21 protein-coding genes and 1 riboswitch are annotated in these 20,587 nt (G+C 66.0%); of the genes, 18 read left to right on the forward strand and 3 right to left on the reverse strand.

The window, feature by feature from the left end; genetic code table 11:
* Positions 1-231: 231 nt before the first annotated feature.
* The 18 genes from QNJ67_21625 (at position 232) to QNJ67_21710 (ending at position 15,236) form a co-directional block, all read left to right on the forward strand.
* The gene (locus tag QNJ67_21625; protein ID MDJ0611588.1) at positions 232-537 is read left to right on the forward strand and encodes a hypothetical protein; all 306 of its coding nucleotides are present in this window, start codon (positions 232-234) and stop codon (positions 535-537) included.
* Complete coding sequence (locus QNJ67_21630; protein ID MDJ0611589.1) at positions 530-1,051, forward strand: ATP-dependent zinc protease; 522 nt, start codon at positions 530-532, stop codon at positions 1,049-1,051. Before QNJ67_21625 ends, QNJ67_21630 begins: the two co-directional genes overlap by 8 nt.
* Positions 1,048-1,953 carry a 30S ribosomal protein S6--L-glutamate ligase gene (gene rimK, locus QNJ67_21635; GenBank protein MDJ0611590.1) on the forward strand — a complete coding sequence of 302 codons (906 nt, stop codon included), beginning with the start codon at positions 1,048-1,050 and terminating at the stop codon, positions 1,951-1,953. The genes QNJ67_21630 and rimK overlap by 4 nt, the downstream gene beginning before the upstream one ends.
* Before the next feature lie 89 nt (positions 1,954-2,042).
* Positions 2,043-2,882 (forward strand): hypothetical protein, encoded by an 840-nt coding sequence (locus QNJ67_21640; GenBank protein ID MDJ0611591.1) that lies wholly within the window; start codon positions 2,043-2,045, stop codon positions 2,880-2,882.
* Complete coding sequence (locus QNJ67_21645) at positions 2,875-3,723, forward strand: hypothetical protein (protein ID MDJ0611592.1); 849 nt, start codon at positions 2,875-2,877, stop codon at positions 3,721-3,723. The genes QNJ67_21640 and QNJ67_21645 overlap by 8 nt, the downstream gene beginning before the upstream one ends.
* The gene (locus QNJ67_21650; GenBank protein ID MDJ0611593.1) at positions 3,724-5,031 is read left to right on the forward strand and encodes a magnesium transporter; all 1,308 of its coding nucleotides are present in this window, start codon (positions 3,724-3,726) and stop codon (positions 5,029-5,031) included.
* Positions 5,032-5,198: 167 nt separating this feature from the next.
* On the forward strand, positions 5,199-6,188 hold the full coding sequence (locus QNJ67_21655) for a succinylglutamate desuccinylase/aspartoacylase family protein (protein ID MDJ0611594.1): 990 nt from the start codon (positions 5,199-5,201) through the stop codon (positions 6,186-6,188).
* Positions 6,189-6,245: 57 nt separating this feature from the next.
* Positions 6,246-7,589, forward strand: coding sequence for an MFS transporter (locus QNJ67_21660; GenBank protein ID MDJ0611595.1), 1,344 nt, complete (start codon positions 6,246-6,248; stop codon positions 7,587-7,589).
* 223 nt (positions 7,590-7,812) lie between these two features.
* A riboswitch (cobalamin riboswitch) is annotated at positions 7,813-8,025 on the forward strand.
* A 157-nt stretch (positions 8,026-8,182) separates the two neighbouring features.
* Positions 8,183-8,365 carry a CbtB-domain containing protein gene (locus tag QNJ67_21665; GenBank protein ID MDJ0611596.1) on the forward strand — a complete coding sequence of 61 codons (183 nt, stop codon included), beginning with the start codon at positions 8,183-8,185 and terminating at the stop codon, positions 8,363-8,365.
* A gap of 10 nt (positions 8,366-8,375) precedes the next feature.
* On the forward strand, positions 8,376-9,131 hold the full coding sequence (locus QNJ67_21670; GenBank protein MDJ0611597.1) for a CbtA family protein: 756 nt from the start codon (positions 8,376-8,378) through the stop codon (positions 9,129-9,131).
* Positions 9,128-9,565, forward strand: a complete 438-nt coding sequence (locus QNJ67_21675; protein MDJ0611598.1) for a DUF1636 domain-containing protein — start codon at positions 9,128-9,130, stop codon at positions 9,563-9,565. The genes QNJ67_21670 and QNJ67_21675 overlap by 4 nt, the downstream gene beginning before the upstream one ends.
* Positions 9,558-10,061, forward strand: a complete 504-nt coding sequence (locus QNJ67_21680; GenBank protein MDJ0611599.1) for a hypothetical protein — start codon at positions 9,558-9,560, stop codon at positions 10,059-10,061. Before QNJ67_21675 ends, QNJ67_21680 begins: the two co-directional genes overlap by 8 nt.
* Before the next feature lie 160 nt (positions 10,062-10,221).
* Complete coding sequence (locus QNJ67_21685) at positions 10,222-11,346, forward strand: 4Fe-4S dicluster domain-containing protein (protein MDJ0611600.1); 1,125 nt, start codon at positions 10,222-10,224, stop codon at positions 11,344-11,346.
* Positions 11,346-11,840 (forward strand): cyclic nucleotide-binding domain-containing protein, encoded by a 495-nt coding sequence (locus QNJ67_21690; protein ID MDJ0611601.1) that lies wholly within the window; start codon positions 11,346-11,348, stop codon positions 11,838-11,840. The genes QNJ67_21685 and QNJ67_21690 overlap by 1 nt, the downstream gene beginning before the upstream one ends.
* Positions 11,837-12,700: an FAD/NAD(P)-binding protein gene (locus QNJ67_21695; protein ID MDJ0611602.1), complete on the forward strand. Its 864-nt coding sequence runs from the start codon at positions 11,837-11,839 to the stop codon at positions 12,698-12,700. The genes QNJ67_21690 and QNJ67_21695 overlap by 4 nt, the downstream gene beginning before the upstream one ends.
* Positions 12,700-13,470, forward strand: coding sequence for an oxidoreductase (locus QNJ67_21700; protein MDJ0611603.1), 771 nt, complete (start codon positions 12,700-12,702; stop codon positions 13,468-13,470). The genes QNJ67_21695 and QNJ67_21700 overlap by 1 nt, the downstream gene beginning before the upstream one ends.
* Positions 13,460-14,755, forward strand: coding sequence for a nickel-dependent hydrogenase large subunit (locus tag QNJ67_21705; protein MDJ0611604.1), 1,296 nt, complete (start codon positions 13,460-13,462; stop codon positions 14,753-14,755). Before QNJ67_21700 ends, QNJ67_21705 begins: the two co-directional genes overlap by 11 nt.
* Positions 14,742-15,236: a hydrogenase maturation protease gene (locus QNJ67_21710; protein ID MDJ0611605.1), complete on the forward strand. Its 495-nt coding sequence runs from the start codon at positions 14,742-14,744 to the stop codon at positions 15,234-15,236. The genes QNJ67_21705 and QNJ67_21710 overlap by 14 nt, the downstream gene beginning before the upstream one ends.
* Positions 15,237-15,283: 47 nt before the next feature.
* Here QNJ67_21710 and QNJ67_21715 read toward each other — a convergent pair whose 3' ends face one another.
* From QNJ67_21715 to hypE, 3 genes are all read right to left on the reverse strand, one after another.
* On the reverse strand, positions 15,284-16,933 hold the full coding sequence (locus QNJ67_21715) for an adenylate/guanylate cyclase domain-containing protein (protein MDJ0611606.1): 1,650 nt from the start codon (positions 16,931-16,933) through the stop codon (positions 15,284-15,286).
* 271 nt (positions 16,934-17,204) lie between these two features.
* Positions 17,205-19,592: a carbamoyltransferase HypF gene (gene hypF, locus QNJ67_21720; protein ID MDJ0611607.1), complete on the reverse strand. Its 2,388-nt coding sequence runs from the start codon at positions 19,590-19,592 to the stop codon at positions 17,205-17,207.
* 3 nt (positions 19,593-19,595) lie between these two features.
* On the reverse strand, positions 19,596-20,585 hold the full coding sequence (gene hypE / locus QNJ67_21725) for a hydrogenase expression/formation protein HypE (GenBank protein ID MDJ0611608.1): 990 nt from the start codon (positions 20,583-20,585) through the stop codon (positions 19,596-19,598).
* Positions 20,586-20,587 lie beyond the last annotated feature (2 nt).

A 20,587-nucleotide genomic window follows, 5' to 3' on the forward strand; every position in this document is an offset into this window, starting at 1 on the left:
CTCAAAGAGGCCTGCGAGAAAGCGACAACCCTATTCTGAAGAGCAGCACCATCCGCTGAACTTGTCGGAGTCGATCGCCACCGTCAGGGCCATCGAGCTCCGCAGGGTTTCCACGGCCGGTCGTCCACCAGGTCCCAATTATCATAGTTTTTTTTGCTATAGTCAAAAATTTATTGACATGAAGGGGTTTTTCTGTGATTTCAGGGAGCGCGCGCAGTGAGAGGAAGCGTCATGACAGAGAAATCCATGGAGCGGCAGGTCGCCGAAGAACTCGCGGGGCTCTACGAGCGCCCGTTCGGCGGCAAGGAACGCGGGCGCTACAGAGTCTCGATGAAACACCTGCGCGCCTTGACGCGGCGAAGGCGCGTCACTGAAGACGTGATCCGGTCGATCGGCGAGGAACTCTATGAACTGGGCTATGTCTTGATCGATCTCGAGTCCTACTTCGTTGTCTTGTCCCAGCGCACCTTCGTCAGCTATAGGCGCGTGAGCGACCGATGCCTCGGGGAAGCGCCCCCCCTCGTCGGCCATGCCTGAGCCAGGCCTGCCCGGTTCTTCCCCCGGGCAGCATGCAAAAATACGTCGATCGAGATCAGAGAAAGCCATCGTCGGATGGCGCGAATGGGTCTCGCTACCTGGCCTCGGCATTGAGCAGATCAAGGCAAAGATCGACACCGGTGCTCGAACGTCCGCGCTCCATGCCTATCGGGTGAAGCCTTTCAGACGCGGTGGGAAGCGCTTCGTTCGTTTCTACCTGCACCCCGTTCAGCGTCGGCGACAGCCGGAAATCCTGTGCGAGGCGCCGGTCATCGACGAGCGGGTCGTCACGTCATCGAACGGCAAGCAGGAGCACCGCTACGTGGTCAAGGTCCAGCTTCGCGTCGGCGAGATGGAGTGGCCCATCGAGGTCACTCTGACCAACCGTGACGAAATGGGATTTCGAATGCTCCTCGGACGACAGGCATTGCGCAGACGCTTCATCGTCGATCCCGGAAGCTCGTTCAAGAGCAGCAGACCGCAGGCGAAGAAAAGGAAAGGAAAAGTCGGATGAAGATCGCGCTCATGGCTCGAAATCCGAATCTCTATTCGCATCAACGGCTTGTCGAAGCCGCCGAGCAGCGCGGCCACCAGATCGAGATCATCGATACGCTGCGTGTCTACATTAACATCGCCTCCCATCGGCCTGAAATCCGTTACAAGGGCGAGAAGCTCGAAGGCTTCGACGCCGTCATTCCGCGTATCGGCGCATCGGTCACCTTCTTCGGCACCGCGGTCCTCCGTCAGTTCGAGGTCATGGGCGTCTATCCGCTGAATGAATCGGTGGCGATCAGCCGGTCGCGGGACAAGCTGCGGAGCCTCCAGCTCCTGGCCAGAAAAGGCATCGGGCTGCCCGTCTCGGTGTTTGCCCACTCGACGAGCCAGGCGGAAGACATTCTGGAAATTCTCGGCGGCGCCCCGGTTGTCATCAAGCTGCTGGAGGGAACGCAGGGGATCGGCGTGGTGCTGGGAGAGACACCCGGCGCGGCCAAGAGCATGATTCAGGCCTTCGGTGGCCTGCGCGCTAACATCCTGGTGCAGGAGTTCATCAAGGAGGCGGGCAGCAAGGACATCCGCTGCCTGGTGGTCGGCGACAGGGTCGTTGCTTCTATGATGCGGCAGGGCGCCGAAGGCGACTTCCGATCCAACCTGCACCGCGGCGGCAAGGCGGAAAAGATCAAGATCACGCCGGAGGAACGCTCTACGGCGGTGCGCGCGGCCAACATCATGGGCCTGAACGTCTGCGGCGTGGATATGCTGCGGTCGAACCACGGTCCCGTGGTCATGGAGGTCAACTCGTCGCCCGGGCTGGAAGGCGTCGAGAAAGCGACCGGTATCGACGTCGCCGGCCAGATCATCGGGTTCCTGGAAAAGAACGCCAAGCCGAACAAGACAAGGACGCGCGGTAGAGGCTAGACGCGAGCTTGGGCCGCAATCGGCTCCGACCCTGGATCTCCGCGGTCCGACTCCCCCTTTTTGGGGCGATTGCTTGAGGAGAAGGCAACATGGATGAGGTCTCCATTTGGGCGAAGGAAGTGAGCGAAGCCGCTTCGAGCCTCGTGGGCGGAATTGTCGACTACCTACCGGTTCTCCTCGGCGCCATACTCATCTTGCTGCTGGGATGGCTGGCGGCGCGGCTCTTCCGTTCGGCAGGCGTCCGCTTGGCCCTTTGGCTCAACGGCTTCTTCGATCGTCGATTCGGCCCGGAGCGGGCACGGCACCTGAAGCTCTCGAACACCGGCGTCAAGCTGCTCGGCAACCTGACCTTTTGGTTGATTATTCTGTTCTTTGTGACGGCCGCCGCGCGCATGCTGGGCCTGGAAGCCTTTTCTACCTGGTTGGACCGCGTCGTGGCCTATCTGCCGACTCTCCTGGCAGGCGGCCTGATCATCTTGGTCGGCGTGCTGATCAGCGCGCTGGCGCGGGACCTGACCTTCGCCACAATAGCCTCGGCCGGCGTCCCCCACGCCGAATTGTTCGGCCGCGGCGTCCAGTCGGCGATCCTCGTGACGGCGCTGGTTCTCGGCATCAACCAAGTCGGCATCGACGTGACGCTGCTGGTCACGCTGATCGGAATCTTGGTGGGCGCCCTTGCGGGTAGCTTGGCCCTGGCCTTCGCCCTCGGCGCGCGCAGCTTCGTCGGCAATCTCATCGGCGCGCACTACCTGCAGCAACACTTCAAGCCGGGACAACAGGCCAGAATGGGCGAGATCGAGGGAGAGATCCTCGAGCTGACGCCGGTCAGCGTCATTCTAGCGACGGAAAATGGGCGGGCCATTGTTCCCGCCAAGGCTTTCAGCGACGCGACCACCCTGCTCTTCACTGAGGCTCACGGCGATGAATAGATCAACGCAGCTCAGCATCGCGTTCCTCAAGACGCACCCCGCCGCTGCGGCGCGAGTGCTGGATCAACTGCCGCCAAGGGAAGCGGCGGCCTTCATCGCGCAGGTGCCCGAGGACATAGCGGCGCCCGTCTTGAACCTCTTGCAGACCGGCCGGGCGGCCCAGATCCTGGCCCAGAGCACACCACAGGCGGCGGTCGACCTGCTGATGGAAATGGCTACGCCCTCGCGCTCCGTGGTCTTGCGCGCTCTGCCCAAGGATGCTCTGGAAGCCATCCTGGCGGCTGCTCCCAAGAGGAAATCCGCGGCTCTGCGCCGGTTCCTCTCTCACGACCCAGGCACCGTTGGCGCCTGGATGGATGCGCCGCAGGCCACCTTCGGCCCGGACATAACGGTTGGAGCTTGCCTGAGCGCGGTCCGCCAGTCGGCGCGCCGGCTCGGCTCCTCGGTTTGCGTTGTCGACGAAAAGCGGCGGTTGCTTGGGCTCGTGGCGGTCGACGTCCTTCTGAGCGCGGAGGACCAGGCGCCGCTCGGCGAGATCATGCGGCGCGAGGTCGAGTGGTTGGCTCCACAGGCGACGCTTGCTGCGGCTGTCTCGTCAAGAGCCTGGGAAACCGCCCTCACCATGCCGGTCTGCGAGCGAGGCCGCCGTCTGATCGGCATTCTCCACTTCGAAAGCTTGCGCGAGGGCCTGGTCGACGATCAAAGCCCCCTTGGAGCTGCGCGGATGAACGTGATGCTGACGCATCTCGCGCAGGCTTTCCTGGTGACCTTGTCGGGCTTGTTGCGCATCGCCATCGCCGAGCCGGAGATTACGAGGCTCTCTGAAGGTCAGGAGACTTGAATGGCTAGTCCTGCCGAAGCAGCGTCGGTCGCACTCAACCGACACTATCTGAGGGATTTTCCGCTCGATGCGGCAAGACAAGCGGAGGACATGCCGCCCGCCGAGATCGCGGAGACGCTCGCGGTACAGCCGGCTGAGGTTGTCGCGCCCTTCGTGGCCTGGATGGCGCCGGATCTCGCCGCCGATCTGATGCGGCACCTGCCCGAGCCGCTGGCCAGGCGCTTGCTCATGGACATGAGCCCGAACGCCGCGCTGACGCTGCTCGGCCACTTCGATGTCGACGAACGCGAGCGTTATCTCGGGCTGCTCGATAGCTCTCTGCAAGACGAACTGCGGGAACTCATGACTTATCCGGACGACAGCGCCGGCCGCCTCATGGAAACCAGGATCGGCGTGTTCCGCCCGAATATGACGGTGGCCACGGCCTTGGACCGTCTCCGCCAGTCGACGCTGCGCGGTCTGCACACGCTGTTTCTGGCCGACGACGAAAACCGCTTGTCGGGGCAAGTGGCGATCCACGACGTCGCGACCGCGGCGCTGGACCAGACCTTGGGCGAGATCTCGTCTCCCATCAAGGTATCGGTTCAGGCCACGGCGCCGCGCGACGAGGTCGTCGAAGTGCTCGAGACGTCGCGGCTGCCGAACATACCGGTCGTCGACCTCGATGGCCGTCTGGTCGGCGTCGTCCGCTACTCGAGCCTGGTGAGAGCGCTGGAGGAGGCCGCCAGCGGCGCGCTCCAGACAATGGTCGGCGCCAGCAGGGACGAAAGGGCACTTTCCCCCGTCACCTTTGCCGTCCGCAAGCGCCTGCCCTGGCTGCAGGTCAACCTGCTGACCGCCTTTCTGGCGGCTGCGGTGGTCGGTCTGTTCGAGGAGACGATTGCGCAAGTGACGGCCTTGGCCGTTCTGCTACCGGTCGTCGCTGGGCAATCAGGCAATGCCGGGGCGCAAGCGCTTGCCGTCACGATGCGTGGCCTCGCGCTCCGGGAGATCACCGTCAGGCACTGGTTCGCCGTGACTTTCAAAGAGGTCAACGTCGGCTTCATAAACGGTTTGGCGATCGCCCTGACCTGCGGCATCGGCGTCTTGGTCTGGAGCGGGTCCCTCGGACTGGTTGTCGTCATCGCAACATCGATGGTGCTGGCGATGGTTGCAGCCGGTTTTGCCGGCGCGCTTGTACCGATCACCTTGAAGCGGTTGGGTCAGGATCCCGCGCAATCCTCGTCCATCATCCTGACGACGGTCACGGATATCGCCGGCTTCTTCTCCTTCCTCGGAATCGCGACCCTGCTGATGTCGATGCTATGAGGACGTCGCGGGAAAAGGGCCGGACGGCTCAGTCGGACAGTGCGATTTTCGACAAAGGCCCCGAAGAACCAGCATCGTCGACACGTCGGGGCCAATCGAACCCACCACAGCCGCCGATCGTCATCGGCGGCGTGGAGGTTCGCGCCGGGACCAGGGCCACGATCGACATGCGCATCACGGACCTTTCGACGCACACCCCGCTGACGGCGCCTGTCCAGGTCATTCACGGTCGAAGAACAGGCCCAAAGCTGTTCGTTTGCGCGGCCCTGCACGGCGACGAGATCAACGGGGTGGAAATCATCCGCCGCCTCTTGCGATTGAGCGCGCTCACGCGACTGCGCGGCACGCTCATCGCGGTGCCGATCGTGAATGTGCCCGGCTTCCTATCGTTGTCGCGCTACTTGCCCGACCGGCGCGATCTCAATCGCAGCTTCCCAGGTTCTCCAAAAGGATCCTTGGCCGGCCGTCTAGCACACCTCTTCCTGGGCGAAATTGTCAAGAATTCGACGCACGGCATTGATCTGCATACCGGCGCGATCCACAGGGACAACTTTCCGCAGGTTCGCGGCAACCTTGACGATCCGGAAACCGAGCGGCTGGCGCGGGCTTTCGGCGTTCCCCTGATGGTCAACACTGGCTTCCGGGAGGGTAGCCTGCGCGAGGCAGCGTCTCGCAGCGGTGTGCCGGTCATCGTCTACGAGGCCGGCGAGGCCTTGCGATTCGCGGAACCCTGCATTCGCGCAGGGGTCAAGGGCATTGTGCGCGTCCTGCGATCACTGGAAATGCTGCCGACGCGAAAAGCGAGAGGAAAGGCGCGCGAGCCGCTCGTCATCCGTTCCAGCAACTGGGTACGGGCGCCTCAGAGCGGGCTGCTGCGCGCCGTCGTCGGTCTCGGCAGTCAGATCAGGCAAGGCGAGCTCCTTGGCGTGATCGCCGACCCTTTCGGCGAGAACGAGATGGCGGTGACAAGCGGCAGCGACGGCGTCGTGATCGGGAGAACCAACCTGCCGCTCGTGCACGAGGGCGATGCGCTCTTTCACATTGCCCATCACGAGGGCACCCAAATCGTCGCTCGCTCGTTGGAAGCCTTCGAACCCGAGGCCGAATACGAGGTCGGGCTGACCTCCGAACTGACCGACGATCCGCCGATCGTTTAGGCTGGCGACTCCGACGACACGACGAGCGGGCCGGAGAAGGGCCTCGAGGTTGCGCGCATGACCGGAGAACCGTCAGTTCAAGAGCAGACCGAAGACGGACTGGCCTTTCGCGTCTATGACCTTGCCACGGGTGACGACGACGCGCGCTTATGCCGCGACATACCCGAAGAACAGTGTCGCGAGCAGCCGAGGAGCTTCCTCTGTCACGTGGCCGCCCAGGCCTTGAGCAAGACGGGCGACGTGCTTGCCGACAGCAAGGTCGTCTTGCCCTGGGTCCTGGGCAGCGTCGGCGCGCCGGCGTTCTTTATCGGTCTCTTGGTTCCGATCCGCGAGTCACTGGCTCTCTTGCCGCAAATCCTCATCGGCGGATTCATTCGCCGCTTCGCCGTGCGAAAGGGATTCTGGATCGCCAGCAGTCTGGTCGAAGGGCTCTGCATCATCCTTGTGGGTTTGGTTGCCTTCATGGGGCTTCGCGGGGCCTCTGCGGGCTGGTCCATCATCGTACTCATCACGGTCTTCAGTCTGGCCCGAGGAGTCGCGTCGATCGCCGCCAAGGACACCTTGGGGAAAACCGTCTCCAAGGGACGCCGCGGCCGCATCAGTGGCTACGCCGCGAGCTTGTCGGGCCTCGTCGCCCTTGCGGTCGGGGCATATCTGGCGATCAGCCCTCAAGGTGAACCGTCCGATAGGCTGCTCTATGCGATCGTCGTGGCCGCCGGCCTCTGTTGGTTTGCCGCGGCGGCCAGCTTCGCCTTGATCAATGAGTATGCGGGCGCGACCGATGGCGGGCGCAGCCTTGGCGATCTCGTTCTCGACCAAGTCAGGCTTCTGATGTCCGACGAAGAGCTTCGCAAGTTCCTCGTCGCCCGCGCCCTCATGATTTCCACCGCTTTGGTCGGCCCCCTCTACGTCACCATCGCACAACGAGAGACCGGCCAATCCCTCGACAGTCTCGGCTGGCTCATGATTGCCTCGGGCTTGGCGAGCGCGTTGAGCTCCGCGTTCTGGGGGGCCTTGTCCGACCGATCGAGCCGTTTGGCCATGGCCATGGCCGCGGCCATGGCAGGCCTTTTGGGCGTCGCCGTGGTCTTCGCCCTGGCTTTAGCCCCCTCCTGGACCGGTTACATCGGATTCTATGCGGCTGTTCTCTTTGTCCTGGGACTCGCTCATTCGGGCGTGCGAATCGGCCGCAAAACCCACGTGGTGGACTTGGCCAGCGGAGATCGTAAGGCCGAGTACGTTGCGCTCAGCAATACGATCATCGGCCTGCTCCTGATCGTGTTCGGAGCCGTGCTAGGCGGGATCATGGCATTCAGCCTTCTGGCCGGAGTCGCCGTGCTGTCCTTGATGGCCCTGTGCGGCGCGGCCGCGGCCCTGACAATGCGTCATGTCCAAGAGTGACCGGCCGAAGCCGGGTCGCCCGGTCGCGCGAGATCAAAAAAAGCACTCTTGTCGAAGAGAAGCGGTCGTTGACCAGAAAGGGGTGCAGCAGCGGCGTCATGATAAGGCCATAGCTGGCCGGGGAGATGAGTCCCACTTGCCCAAAGTCAATGCCGGGCGCGAGGACGTGCTTCAATCAGGCACGACCCGCGAGGGCGCGTATTGACAGGGAGTGTTTTCGAAGGCTGAAATAGCTCCCGTCGGTTCCCGGGAAGCAACGACCGGGACGAAGAGGGAATACGGTGAGGTTCGCCGAGAATGGGGCCGAAGCCGTGGCTGCCCCCGCAACTGTAAGCGGCGAGGTTGGGCCGAAGAGACCACTGGGGTTCGCCCTGGGAAGGCTGGCCGAACCGACGATCCGCGAGCCAGGAGACCTGCCGACGGACGCGACGCCGGGAAACCGGCTTCGCAGACGAACCGGGCGACGGGGTGAGCGTCTGGCGGGTGCCGACCGTTAAGCGTCTCGGTCGACAGTCCGTGGATCTTCCCCCTTCGATTGATCGACGCGGCCGGGTGAGCCCCGGCGAAAGTTTTGTGCGGATCGGAGGAGAACGATGAGCACCGCTACCACAAACACCGCCCAAAGCGCCGCCGTAGCACAGTCGCCACGGCTGATCGCTGTCTTCGCGCTCCTCGCGGGCTTGGCAATTGTCTACGTGACCGGCTTCGCCAACGCCACGACGCTGCACAACGCGGCTCACGACACGCGCCATACGATGGCGTTCCCCTGCCACTAGGGGCGCGAGCATGCTGACCCGACTTGCGAAGTCTGCGCTGGCGGCGGGGATTGTCGCCGGCCTCACGGTGGCGCTGCTCCAGGCGGTGACGACCACGCCACTGATCCTCGAAGCCGAAACCTACGAAGGCGGTCCTCAAGCGGCAGTCACGGGGTGGGGCATCGAGCCGGCAGTTCTGAGGCCTGCGCCCGCTCCGCGCGAGCCGCTGGCCCTGCCAATTGACGCCGAGCACGGCGAAAACGAATGGGGCCCGGCGGACGGGCTCGAGCGGACGTTTTATACCTCGGTGACCTCGGTCGGCACGACCTTCGGCTTCGCGCTCGTTCTGCTCGGCGCCATGGTGCTGGCCGGCGCCCGGATCGACGCCCGCAACGGGCTGATATGGGGCGCGGCGGCCTTCGCGGCGACCGGTCTCGCACCCGCGCTCGGCCTCAGCCCCGAACTGCCGGGCTCAGCGGCCGCGGAGTTGAGCGCGCGGCAGTTCTGGTGGTTCGGGACGATGCTCGCGACGGCGGCCGGTCTTTTCCTGGCGCTCCGGATCTCCACGCCGACAGCAATCGCGGCCGGCCTGGCCTTGATCGTCGCGCCGCACGTCATTGGCGCGCCGCACCCGCAGGAGTTCACCAGCGCGGTGCCGTCGGAGCTGTCCGGGCACTTCGCCGCCGCCTCGCTCGTGATCCATGCCGTAGCCTGGTCGCTGACCGGGGCGGTCGCCGGGTTCACCTGGGAGCGGCTCTCGGCCGGCGAGGAGCCGGCGGCCGCATGACGCCGACGGACGCGGCTGAAGTCGCGTCGCATGCGCGCGCCGATGGGCCCGTAGGCGTGGTTGTCGATATCTGCGTCGCCTGCGGCTCGACGTCGCCGGGAAGCCCTGACGGCCTGCGACTCCACGACGCGCTGGCGGCAGCCTGCGCCGGTGACCCGTCGGTCGCGGTTCGCGCGGTGGATTGTCTCGCGGTCTGCGACCGCCCGGTGACCTTGGCGTTCCGCGCTCTCGGCCGCTGGAGCTATGTTGTCGGCGACGTGCCGGCGAGCGGCGCCGTCACTGACGTGATCGCCGCCGCCAAGGCGGTCTCACGCTCGCCCCACGGCGTTCCACCCATGGCCGAGCGTCCCTCGTTCTTTCGCAAGGGCGTCATCGGGCGCCTCCCGCCCGAGCCGGTGTCGCTCGCCGAGGGTTCCGATAAGGCCCATGCATAAGACCATGATCGCGAGCGCTATCGGGCTGGTCGGCGTCTGCGGCGTCGCCCTGGCGGCGCTATCGACGAACCAGGGCCCCGACCGCGGCGCCGACGGCCACGGCCACGGAGCCGGCGCGAGGTCCATGGCGATGCAGGCCGGCGACGGCGGCCATGACCACGGCAAGCTGCTCTCCCTGCCCCCGGGCCCGGAAGCCCCGACCCTCGAGATCGAGATCATCCCGGACCGGATGAGCGGTTGGAACCTCCGAATCGAGACGACGAACTTCCGCTTCTCGCCGGGGAACGCAAGCGGTCCGCACCGGGCAGGCGAAGGCCACGCCCACGCCTACGTCAACGGCCGGAAGGTCGCCCGCGTTTACGGGCCATGGTTCCACCTCGGCGCGCTTCCCAAAGGCGAGGTCGCGGTGACGGTCACGCTAAACAGCAACGACCACAGAGCCCTCGCCGTGGCGGACGCGCCGCTCGAGGCCACGCGGATTTTAACCGTGGAGTGAGAGCGGAGTCTCGGGTTGGCGCGCTTTTCGGCACCCGGCACATCCTTCTTGCATGACCCGCCATTGATCTATCTCATATTCGGCATGCGACCGCCGTGCGAAGTAGTGGCCGCCCTTCGGTAACCGCGCAAGAGGACAGGTTGGAGTGGACCGCGCCGCCTTGACACCCATCCTCATCACGGTTCGCGGACTCGACGATCTGATTGGCGTCCTGAAGGCCAGGGGCTATCGGATCTGGGGCGCGCGGGAGCGCGACGGCGCGCTCGGGCTCGACCCGATCGACACCGCCGCCGATCTGCCTCGCGGCCGCGTCGAGGCGGCGGAGGCCGGCGCGGTCCGGCTTGTCGAAGGGCCCCGCGACGCCTTCTTCGACCACACGCTTCCCATGCAGGGCCTGAAGCGCATCGTCTATCCGGCCGCGGAACGCCTCTACACGGTCGGCGAGGACATGGTGGCGCGGGAGGAGCCGGTCGAGGCGCCACCCTCGGCCGTCTTCGGGGTCCGCCCCTGCGACTTGGCGGCCCTCGACACCCTGACGACCGTGTTCGAGGACGGGCCCTTCGTCGACGGGCGTTTCCGCCGGCGGCGGGAGGCTCTGCTGCTGATCACCGTGAACTGCATGCGACCTGCCGGCACCTGCTTCTGCGCCTCCATGGGAACCGGCCCGCGGGCGGAGGACGGCTTCGATCTGGCGATCGACGAGGTGATCGAGCCCGGGCGCCACGTTTTCATTGTCGCGGCGGGCAGCGACCGCGGCCGCGATATCCTGAGCGAGCTGCCCGGAGAGCCCGCGAGCGAGGCCGACCTGCGGGCCGCCCGCGAGGGGTCGCGCGCCTGCGCGGAAACCCAGAAGCGGGGTTTGCCCGAAGGCGTCGAGGGGCTGCTCAAGCGCAGCTACGAGCATCCCCATTGGACAGAGGTCGCCGAACGTTGCCTGAGTTGCGCCAACTGCACGATGGTCTGTCCGACCTGCTTCTGCGGGACGGTCGAGGAGCGTTCCTCCCTGGACGGCGCAGAGGCCGAGCGCTGGCGCCGCTGGGACAGCTGCTTCACACTGGAGTTCAGTTACCTGCACGGTGGCGCCGTTCGCACCGAAACCGCCTCGCGCTATCGGCAGTGGATTACCCACAAGCTGGCCCACTGGCACGACCAGTTTGGCATGTCCGGCTGCGTCGGCTGCGGCCGCTGCATCGGGTGGTGTCCGGTCGGGATCGATATCACGAGCGAAATCGCGGCCCTGGCGAGCGCGGATCAGGGCGCAGGGCGCGCTGAGGAGAAGAGCTGATGGCTGACAGCAAGATGAAGTCGATGGCCGATATCCTGGCAGCCCATCCGATTTTCGCCGGGATCGACAAGGAGATCACCGATCTGCTGGTCGGTTGCGCCAGCAACCTGCACTTCCCGGCCGGCAGTTATCTGGGCAAGGAAGGCGAGCCGGCCAACACTTTCTATCTGTTGCGCGCGGGAGACGTCGCTTTCGAACTGCGCATGCCCGGGCGCGGCAGGCTGACCGTCGAGACTGCCCATCCAGGCGAACTCGTCGGCGTCTCGTGGATGCTGCCGCCCTATCACTGGCGCTTCGATATGCGAGCCGTGGACGATGTCAGGGTCACCGGTGTTGACGCCGCCTGCCTGCGCAACAAGTGCGATGCCGTGCCCGCTCTGGGCTACCAGGTCATGCAACGCTTCCTGCCGGTGATCGCCGCACGGCTCGAATCCACCAGGATGCGTCTGCTCGACCTCTATGCGCCGCCCACCGAGGTGGGCCGCGCGCAATGAGCATCGACACGCTGGTCGATCAGCGCGCGGCGACAGCTGAAGCCGGGATGCTGCCGCGGGCCTTCGAGGTCCTTGCCCGGCAGCAGGAGCTTGCGGACTGCGTCACGCTCAAGATGGCGGCGGCGGACGGCGAGCCCCTGCTTTTCGCCCCGGGGCAGTTCACCATGCTCTACGTCCACGGCGTCGGCGAGATCGCGATCAGCGTCTCCGGCAATCCCGCGGCGACCGATACCCTGGTCCAGACGATCCGCGGCGTCGGCGCCGTGTCCCGTGCGGTCTGCAAACTGGCGGAGGGGCAGAGGATCGGTGTGCGCGGCCCCCTGGGCACGGCCTGGCCCGTCGAGCGCGCGGTCGGCAAGCACTTGATGATCGTCGCCGGCGGCCTGGGCCTAGCCCCGACGCGCCCGATCCTCTACTGGGCGCTCGCCAACCGGGACCGGCTGAAAAGCATAGACCTCGTCTACGGCACGCGCTCGCCCGACCAGATCTTGTACGCGCGGGAGCTGCTCGGCTGGTCGAACACGGCCGATCTGCGCGTCGGCGTTACGGTCGACTTGTCCGCCGATCACTGGAGCGGCCGTGTCGGCCTGGTGACCGACCTGATCCCGACCATGCTGCGCGATCCCGCAGAGACCGTCGCGATGGTCTGCGGACCGGAGATCATGATGCGCTTCACGGCGCAGGCACTGGCCGAGGCCGGCGTGCCGCAGCACGACATCCACGTCTCCATGGAGCGCAACATGAAATGCGGCATAGGCTGGTGCGGGCACTGCCAGCTGGGGCCGCACCTGATCTGCCGGGACGGGCCGGTCTTTCCCTACCCGGCGGTCCGTGACCTCATGACTGTGTGGGAGTTGTAATGACGAAACCCAGCCTGGCGGTCTGGAAGTTCTCGAGTTGCGACGGCTGTCAGCTGACCTTGCTGGACTGCGAGGACGAGCTGCTCGACATCGCCGAGGCGGTGGACATCGCCTATTTCCTCGAGGCCACGCGCACCACGCGCCCGGGCCCCTACGACATCTCGCTGGTCGAAGGATCGATCTCGACCGCCCACGAGGTGGAACGTATCCGGGAGATCCGCCGCGACAGCCGGATCCTGATCACCATCGGCGCCTGTGCGACCGCGGGCGGCATCCAGGCGCTGCGCAATACCCTGAATCACGACGCCCTCAGGGCGTCGGTCTATCCCAGCCCGCAGTTTATCGACGCGCTGGAGACCTCGACGCCGATCGCCGACCACGTCGAGGTCGACTACGAGCTGCGCGGCTGCCCGATCGACAAGCACCAGCTGATCGAGGCGATCACCGCCCTGACCAAGGGCCGCAAGCCGTCGATCCCCGACTACAGCCAGTGCGCCGAGTGCAAGCTGGCGGGCACGGCCTGTGTCACGGTCACCAAGGGCATCCCCTGCCTGGGACCGGTCACCCAGGGCGGCTGCGGCAACCTCTGCCCAAAGATCGGGCGCGGCTGCTACGGCTGCTTCGGCCCCAAGGAGGGCGCCAACACCGCGGCACTGGCGGCGGAGCTGGCCAAGCTCGGCGCCGACCGGCGCACCATCAGAGACTTGTTCGGCGGTTTCGCCGCGGGCGCGCCCGCCTTCGCCTCGGAGCGTCGCAACCATGACGGATAGAACGCGCACCATCCAGGTCGACGCCCTCGCTCGGGTCGAGGGCGAGGGACGCTTCAAGGTCCGCCTCGAGGGCGACAAGGTGGTGCAGTCGGAGTTCGGCATCTTCGAGCCGCCGCGCTACTTCGAAGGCCTGCTGCGGGGCCGCTCGTTCCGTGACGCCCCGGACGTCACCTCCCGGATCTGCGGGATCTGCCCGATCGCCTACATCATGGGCGCCTGCCAGGCCATGGAGGCCGCGCTCGGCTGGCGAATCCCCCGGCCGATCGGTGAGCTGCGCCGCCTGATCTACTGCGGGGAATGGATCCAGAGCCACGTACTGCACACCCACATGCTGCACGCGCCGGACTTCCTCGGATTCCAGGACTCGATCGAGCTGGCCCGGTCGAACCGCACCTTGGTGGAGAACGGTCTCGCGGCGAAGAAGATGGGCAACCGCCTGATGGAGGTGATCGGCGGCCGCAGCGTCCACCCGGTCAACACGCGGGTCGGCGGCTTCTACCGCGCGCCGTCAGCCGAAGAGGTGCGCGCCCTGGTACCCGAGCTGGAGCGCTGCGAGGCGCTCTCCGTGGCTGCGCTCGACACCTTCTCCGGTTTCGACTTTCCCGACCTCGAGGTCGACTACCTCTTCGTCGCCATGCGGCACGAGACCGACTATCCGATCACCGAGGGACGCATCGTCTCCTCGGCCGGCCTCGACATTGGCGTCGAGAACTTCTCCGAACACTTCGAGGAGCGCCAGGTCCCCCACTCCAACGCCTTCCAGGGCGCGACCGTCGACGGGCAGCCCTACTTCGTCGGCCCGCTGGCGCGCTTCAACCTCAACGCCGACCGCCTCCCTGCAGATATCCTGGGTCTCGCGGAACGGGCCGGACTCGTTCCCGGCTGCCGCAACCCCTTCAAGAGCCTGCTGGCCCGCCAGGTCGAGACGATCTACGCCTTCCGGGAAGCCGCCCGGCTCGCCGGCGCCTATGCGCCGCCCGATCCCAGCTTCGTCGACGCGCCCCTGCGCGCCGGGGTCGGCCACGGCATCACCGAAGCGCCGCGCGGCATCTGCTACCACCGCTACGAGGTCGCCGAGGACGGCGCCATCGTCTCCGCGGCCATCGTCCCGCCCACGTCGCAGAACCAGCGGCAGATCGAGCTCGACCTGGTCAGCACGGTCGAGCGGTTCCATGAGCTGAACGATGACGATCTGCAGTGGCGCTGCGAACAGGCGATCCGCAACTATGATCCCTGCATTTCCTGCGCGACGCATTTCCTCAAGCTCGATATTGAGCGCGCCTGAACCCGGGATCTTCATCGGCGTCGGACACGCCGAGCGGCAGGACGACGGGGTCGGCCCCTTCGTCGCCAACGGCCTGCGCGCACGCGGCCTGCCGGCGCTGGTCCACGAGGGCGACGGCACCGGACTGCTCGACCGCTGGCACTCCCGGCGCGCCTGCATCGTGATCGACGCCGTGGCGGACGCCGGAGCGGCGGGCACCGTCCGCGTGTTCACCGACCTCGACGACCCGGAATTCGCGCGGGCCGCCTTCGTGCATTCAACCCATCGGCTGGGCCTGCCGGAAGCCGTCGCGCTCGGCCGGGCGCTAGGGCGCCTGCCCGATCATTTGGTGGTCATCGGCATCACCGGCGCCGCTTTCGGCTTCGGGAGCCGCCTGTCGCCGCCGGTCGCGTCGGCCGCGGAGCGCTTGATCGACCGCCTGGCCGCCACCGAAGACGCCTTCGAAGAGGGCGTGCTTGCCGGCTTGCTGCCGACCGGCTGAACAGGCCCCCGACTCTCGCGCTGGACCCTTGGCGGCAAGCCTCGCAACTAACCACCACGTGGTGACAGTCTACTTAACAGGTCAGCCTTATCGGAAGGCAAAGGCGGCCGATGGGCCAGAATCGAAGGGTTTCGCGGCAAGGTCGATGCACGTGTCTCGGCTTCTTTGGCGGCCTCAGCATTCCCCCCTTCCTGAGAACAGATTGCTAGTAGCCGATGAAAGGCCCATTGATTCGGACGCAACTGTATTGCCTGCTGGATTGAATCCATGGCTTTTTCCGGATCACCAGCACAGAGAAGACTAATGGCCTTTAGGTAACAATGGAGAGCTAGCCACGGATCTGATCGGCCTATGGAAACAGCTCTGCTGAAATCCTTTACAGCGTTACCGTAATCACCAGAGGCGAGCTGGATAAGGCCACACAAGTAGTGGTTGTAGTAGAAGTCAGGGCTGATGGCCAAGGCCCTTTCCGCATCTCTTGACGCGCCAGGGAGATCCATTTCTGCGCAGGTGCGGAACAACCCCCGTACGTAAAAGACATAGTCGCTACGCGGGGAATGCTCGACCGCCTTATCCAGGTTCTCCCGGAGACTTCTGATCTGCCGATCCGACAGCTCTTCGTATCGGGCCGACGCCAAGGCCACTATCGCCTCGCTGTGCATAGCCAATGCCATCGCGTCGTCCGGGTTCAGCTGCAAGGCCCGATCCAAGAGCACCAGTGCCTGACCCCAGCTTTCAACTGTTACCTTGTAGAACAAATTCGCGGCCCTGGATCGCAATTCAGATACACTAAGCTCATGGTCGGGCACATGAGCGATCCGGTCTCCATCAAACGCATTTGTCTGTATCCGCAGGTCTGAGTCTGCTCTTCTGACCAGCTGATCACAGAACTCGAAGATATCTGAGCTGTCGCCCTGATAGGTCTCAGACCACACTGGTCGAGCTTCACTCCTCAAGATTAGTGTGAGTGTAAAGCGGCCACGGGTACCCTTGAGGCGAAGTCTTCCGCGCAGAATATAGTCCGAGTCGTCAATCCTGCCCGAGCTTTCGTCGAGAACCGTGATACCAGTGCGACGCGACAGGCGGAGGATCAATTGGCCCCGCAAATCCGCTACGACCGCTCGCGTGTCAGGTTCGTTAGGAGCGAAGTCGAAGCTTTCAATTGCTATGCTAGGAACCTTGCCGGCTCCCGCTGAATCATGACGTCGCGGTCGCCATTGGAACCCATTCACAGGCAGCGCAATGTTCTTGAGGTTGAAGCTGCCTGCGTCCGTGAACTCTCTCGCAAGGTCACTTCCCAGTTGCCTGTGTAGGTCTTGCGATATCATGAGCCCACCGGGCGGCGCTTCCGTTTCCAGACGCTTCGCCAGATTGACACCAGCTCCATGGAAGTCGTTCTCATCGAAAATGATCTCGCCGATATGTGCCCCGATGCGCAATCTAATTCTCGGAACTCCAACTAATTTAGTCTGTGTCTCCATTGCGCATTGAACAGCCGCAGATATGGAGGAGAAGGCAATCATCCAGCCATCTCCCATGCGCTTGAGTACTTCACCCCCGTGATCGCGGACAGTGGGCTCCAGGTACTTTTCTTTGAGGTCGCGGACCACGCCGATTGCCACAGCCTCGTCTTCGCCCATCATGCGGCTGTAACCGATTACATCGGCAGACAGAATGGCGGCGAGTCGGCGTTCCATGCGCGGGCTCCCTTCTCCGCGATCTTAACGCACCTATACCCCAGGAGCTAAGTGACGAAATCTTGCGTTGAAGCGATGAGTGCAAGGCCGGTCATGGCTAGATTTGCCAGATCTGGCTGAGGCAGCAGTGTGTCTGCTTGGGCAATGGCAGCCGATTTTTTGCAGCGATCTCCGCCTTCATGGCACTGAGGTCCACTCTGCCTCGGAGAGCTGATGCGTCGGGCAGGCCCTGCGAAAACCAATGCCAGTCCAGGGCTAACAGACTACGCCTCTACCTCGCGCCGTCGAGCGCTATGCCATCACGAAGCCTGCGGGCCGCCGACACACAGGCCTGGCCGAGGGACAGCCCGCCGTCGTTGGCCGGAACCTGCACGGGGCTGAGGACTTGCAGGCCGCGGGCCTCGAGCCCGGCGGTGACGCCCTCGAGCAGAATGCGGTTCTGGAACACCCCGCCGGACAGGACCGCAGAGGTCACGCCGCGGCTGGCCGCCAGTCCGGCCGCCGTCCGCGCCAGGGCGTCGATCAGCCCGTTGTGGAAACGGGCGGCGATACGGGCCGGCGCCACGCCCGCCGCGAGGTCGTCGAGCAGGGCCTCCCAGAGCGGCGCCCAGCCGAGCTCGGCGCCCTTCGAACCGCCGGTGGCGAAGCCGTAGGCCCGCCGCTCCGACGCCGCGGTCTCGGCCAGCGCTTCGAGCTCGATCGCCGCCTGACCTTCGAAGCTGGCCTGCGCGCGGCACAGACCGAGCGCGGCGGCGACGGCGTCGAACAGGCGCCCGGCCGAAGAGGCCGGCGGCGCGTTGATTCCGCGCTCGATCATGCGATCGAGCGTGTGCCGGGGCTTCTTCGCCAGGAAGCGCACGATCGGCAGATCGGGCCAGCGCCGCTCGACTTCCTCCCAGCCGAGGAACTGCCGGAGATGAGCATAGGTGTTGCGCCAGGGCTCACGCATGGCCTTGGCACCGCCCAACAGCGCGACCGGGGCGAAGTTCGCCAGGCGTTGGAAACCCAGGTAGTCCCCGAGCAGGAACTCGCCGCCCCAGAGATCTTCCCCGGCGCCGTAGCCCAACCCGTCGAGGATCACGCCGAGCACCGGGCCGCCGTTGAGCGGTCTGCCGTGCTCGGCGAGGCAGGCCGCCAGGTGGGCGTGGTGGTGCTGCACCTCGGCGAGCGGGACGGCTTCCTGGTCGGCCAGCCGGCGGCCCCACTCGGTCGCGTGGTATTGGGGGTGCCGATCGACCGCGACCAGATCCGGCTGGAATTCGAAGAGCGCGCGGAACAGGTCCAACGACCGGCGGTAATCCCCATGGGTCAAAGGGTCGTCGAGGTCGCCGATGTGGGGCGAGAGAATGGCCTGGCCGTCCTTCAGCAGGCAGAAGCTGTTCTTCAGCTCGCCGCCCATCGCCAGGACGGCCGGGGCCGCCTCGAAACCCGGCGGCAGGGGCGAGGGCGCCGGCGCGTAGCCGCGCGCCCGGCGCAGCAGGCGCGGCACGCCGCCCGCCACGCGCGCAACCGAATCGTCGAGCCGGTTGACGATCTCGCGGTCGTGCAGCAGCCAAGCGTCGGCGATGCCGGCGAGCCGCGCCCGGGCGTCGCGGTTGTCGATCGCCTGGGGCTCGTCGCTGCGGTTGCCCGAGGTCAGCACGATCGGCCGCGCGAGGTCCTGGGCCAGCAGATGGTGCAGCGGCGTGTAGGGCAGCATGAAGCCCAGACCGTTCTGACCGGGCGCGATGCCTGCCGCAAGGGGCGCAGCGCTTTCCAGGCGATCGAGCACGACGATCGGCGCGGCAGCGCTCCGCAGCAGCGCCGCTTCGGTCTCGCTTAGCCGCGCGTAGTCACGGACCATTGCCAGGTCGCGAGCCAGCAGGGCGAAGGGCTTGTCGAAGCGCCGCTTGCGTTGCCGCAACCGGGCGACCGCGGCCTCGTTGGCGGCGTCACAGGCAAGATGGAAGCCGCCGATCCCCTTGACCGCGACGATCGCGCCGGCGGCGATGAGGTCCCGAGCGTGTGAGATCGCGTCGCGCCCGTCAGGATCGCGAAGCGGCGCACCCTCTTCATCCTCGAGCCACAGACGGGGCCCGCAGACGGCGCAGGCATTGGGCTGGGCATGAAAGCGCCGGTCGGCCGGACTGCCGTACTCCGCGGCGCAGTCGGCGCAGAGGGGAAAGGCGGCCATGCTGGTGTTGGCGCGGTCGTAGGGAATGGCGCGAAGGATGGAAAGCCGCGGCCCACAGTGCGTGCAGTTGGCGAAGGGATAGCGATAGCGCCGGTCGCCCCGGTCCATGACCTCGGACAGACAGGCCGGACAGGTCGCAGCATCGGGGACCACGCCAGTGCGGACGGCGCCGCCCGCGCTCTCGACGATGATGAAGTCGGCGCGCTCGGCCGCCTGATCCAGGGGCGCGACCTCGATGCGGTCGATCCGCGACAGCGGCGGCGCCTCGCGCGGCAGGCGATCGAGCAACCCCTGCAACCCGCTGGCCGGACCCCAGGCGCGGACGAGGACCCCGTCGCCGTCGTTGCGCACCTCGCCGGCCAGCCCCAGGTCCCGGGCCAGGCGCCAGACGCTGGGACGGAAGCCCACGCCCTGGACCAGGCCGCGGATGCGGACCGCAAAGCCCTCGGCCGTCGTGGTGTCTGCCGCCGACGAAGGCGCGCCCATTTCTCAGCAGATCCGCGGCAGCTGCTCGCCGGTCAACCAGTCGACCATGCGCTGCCCGCCGAAGCCGGTCTCCATCTGCACGAAGGCGTGTTCGTCCGCGACCACCTCGCCGATGACCGAGGCGTCGCGGCCCAGCGGGTGAGCGCGCATGACCGACAGGAGGCGCTCGGCCTTCGCGGCGGGGCAGATCGCGACCAGCTTGCCTTCGTTGGCGACGTAGAGCGGATCGATCCCCAGCAGCTCGCAGGCGGCCGCCACGTCGGGCTTGATCGGGATGTCGGCTTCGCGGATCCGCATGCCGACGCCCGATTGCTGGGCCAATTCGTTGAGCGTCGTGCCCAGGCCGCCGCGCGTCGGGTCGCGCAGGCAATGGATCGAGGGAACCGCCTCGACCATGGCGGCGACCAGACCGTGCAGGGCCGCGCTGTCCGAGCGGATCTCGGTCTCGAACTCCAGGTTCTCGCGCTTCGAGAGGATGGCGATGCCGTGGTCGCCGATGCTGCCGCTGACCAGGATCGCGTCGCCCGGCTCGGCGCGATCGCCGGAGATCTCGATCCCGTCGGGCACCACGCCGACGCCCGTGGTGGTGATGAAGACGCCGTCGCCCTTCCCCGCCTCGACCACCTTGGTATCGCCGGTCACCACGGCCACGCCGGCTGCCTTTGCGGCCCCGGCCATGCTGATCACGATCCGCTCCAGCTCGGCCAGGGGGAATCCCTCTTCCAGGATGAAGGCGGCGGAGAGATGGAGCGGCCGGGCGCCGGCCATGGCGACGTCGTTGATCGTGCCGTGCACGGCGAGCGCGCCGATATCGCCGCCGGGAAAGAACAGCGGCGAAACCACATGGCCGTCGGTGGTCATCACCATGCGGCCGCTGGGCGCCTGGAAGCAGGCCTGGTCGTTGCCCTGGTCCAGCAGCGCGTTGTCGAAGTGGCGCAGGAAGAGCTCCGCGACCAGCTGCGCGGTCGCGCGCCCGCCGCCGCCGTGGCTCATGT

The organism is Kiloniellales bacterium (assembly GCA_030064845.1).
GTDB lineage: Bacteria > Pseudomonadota > Alphaproteobacteria > Kiloniellales > JAKSDN01 > JASJEC01.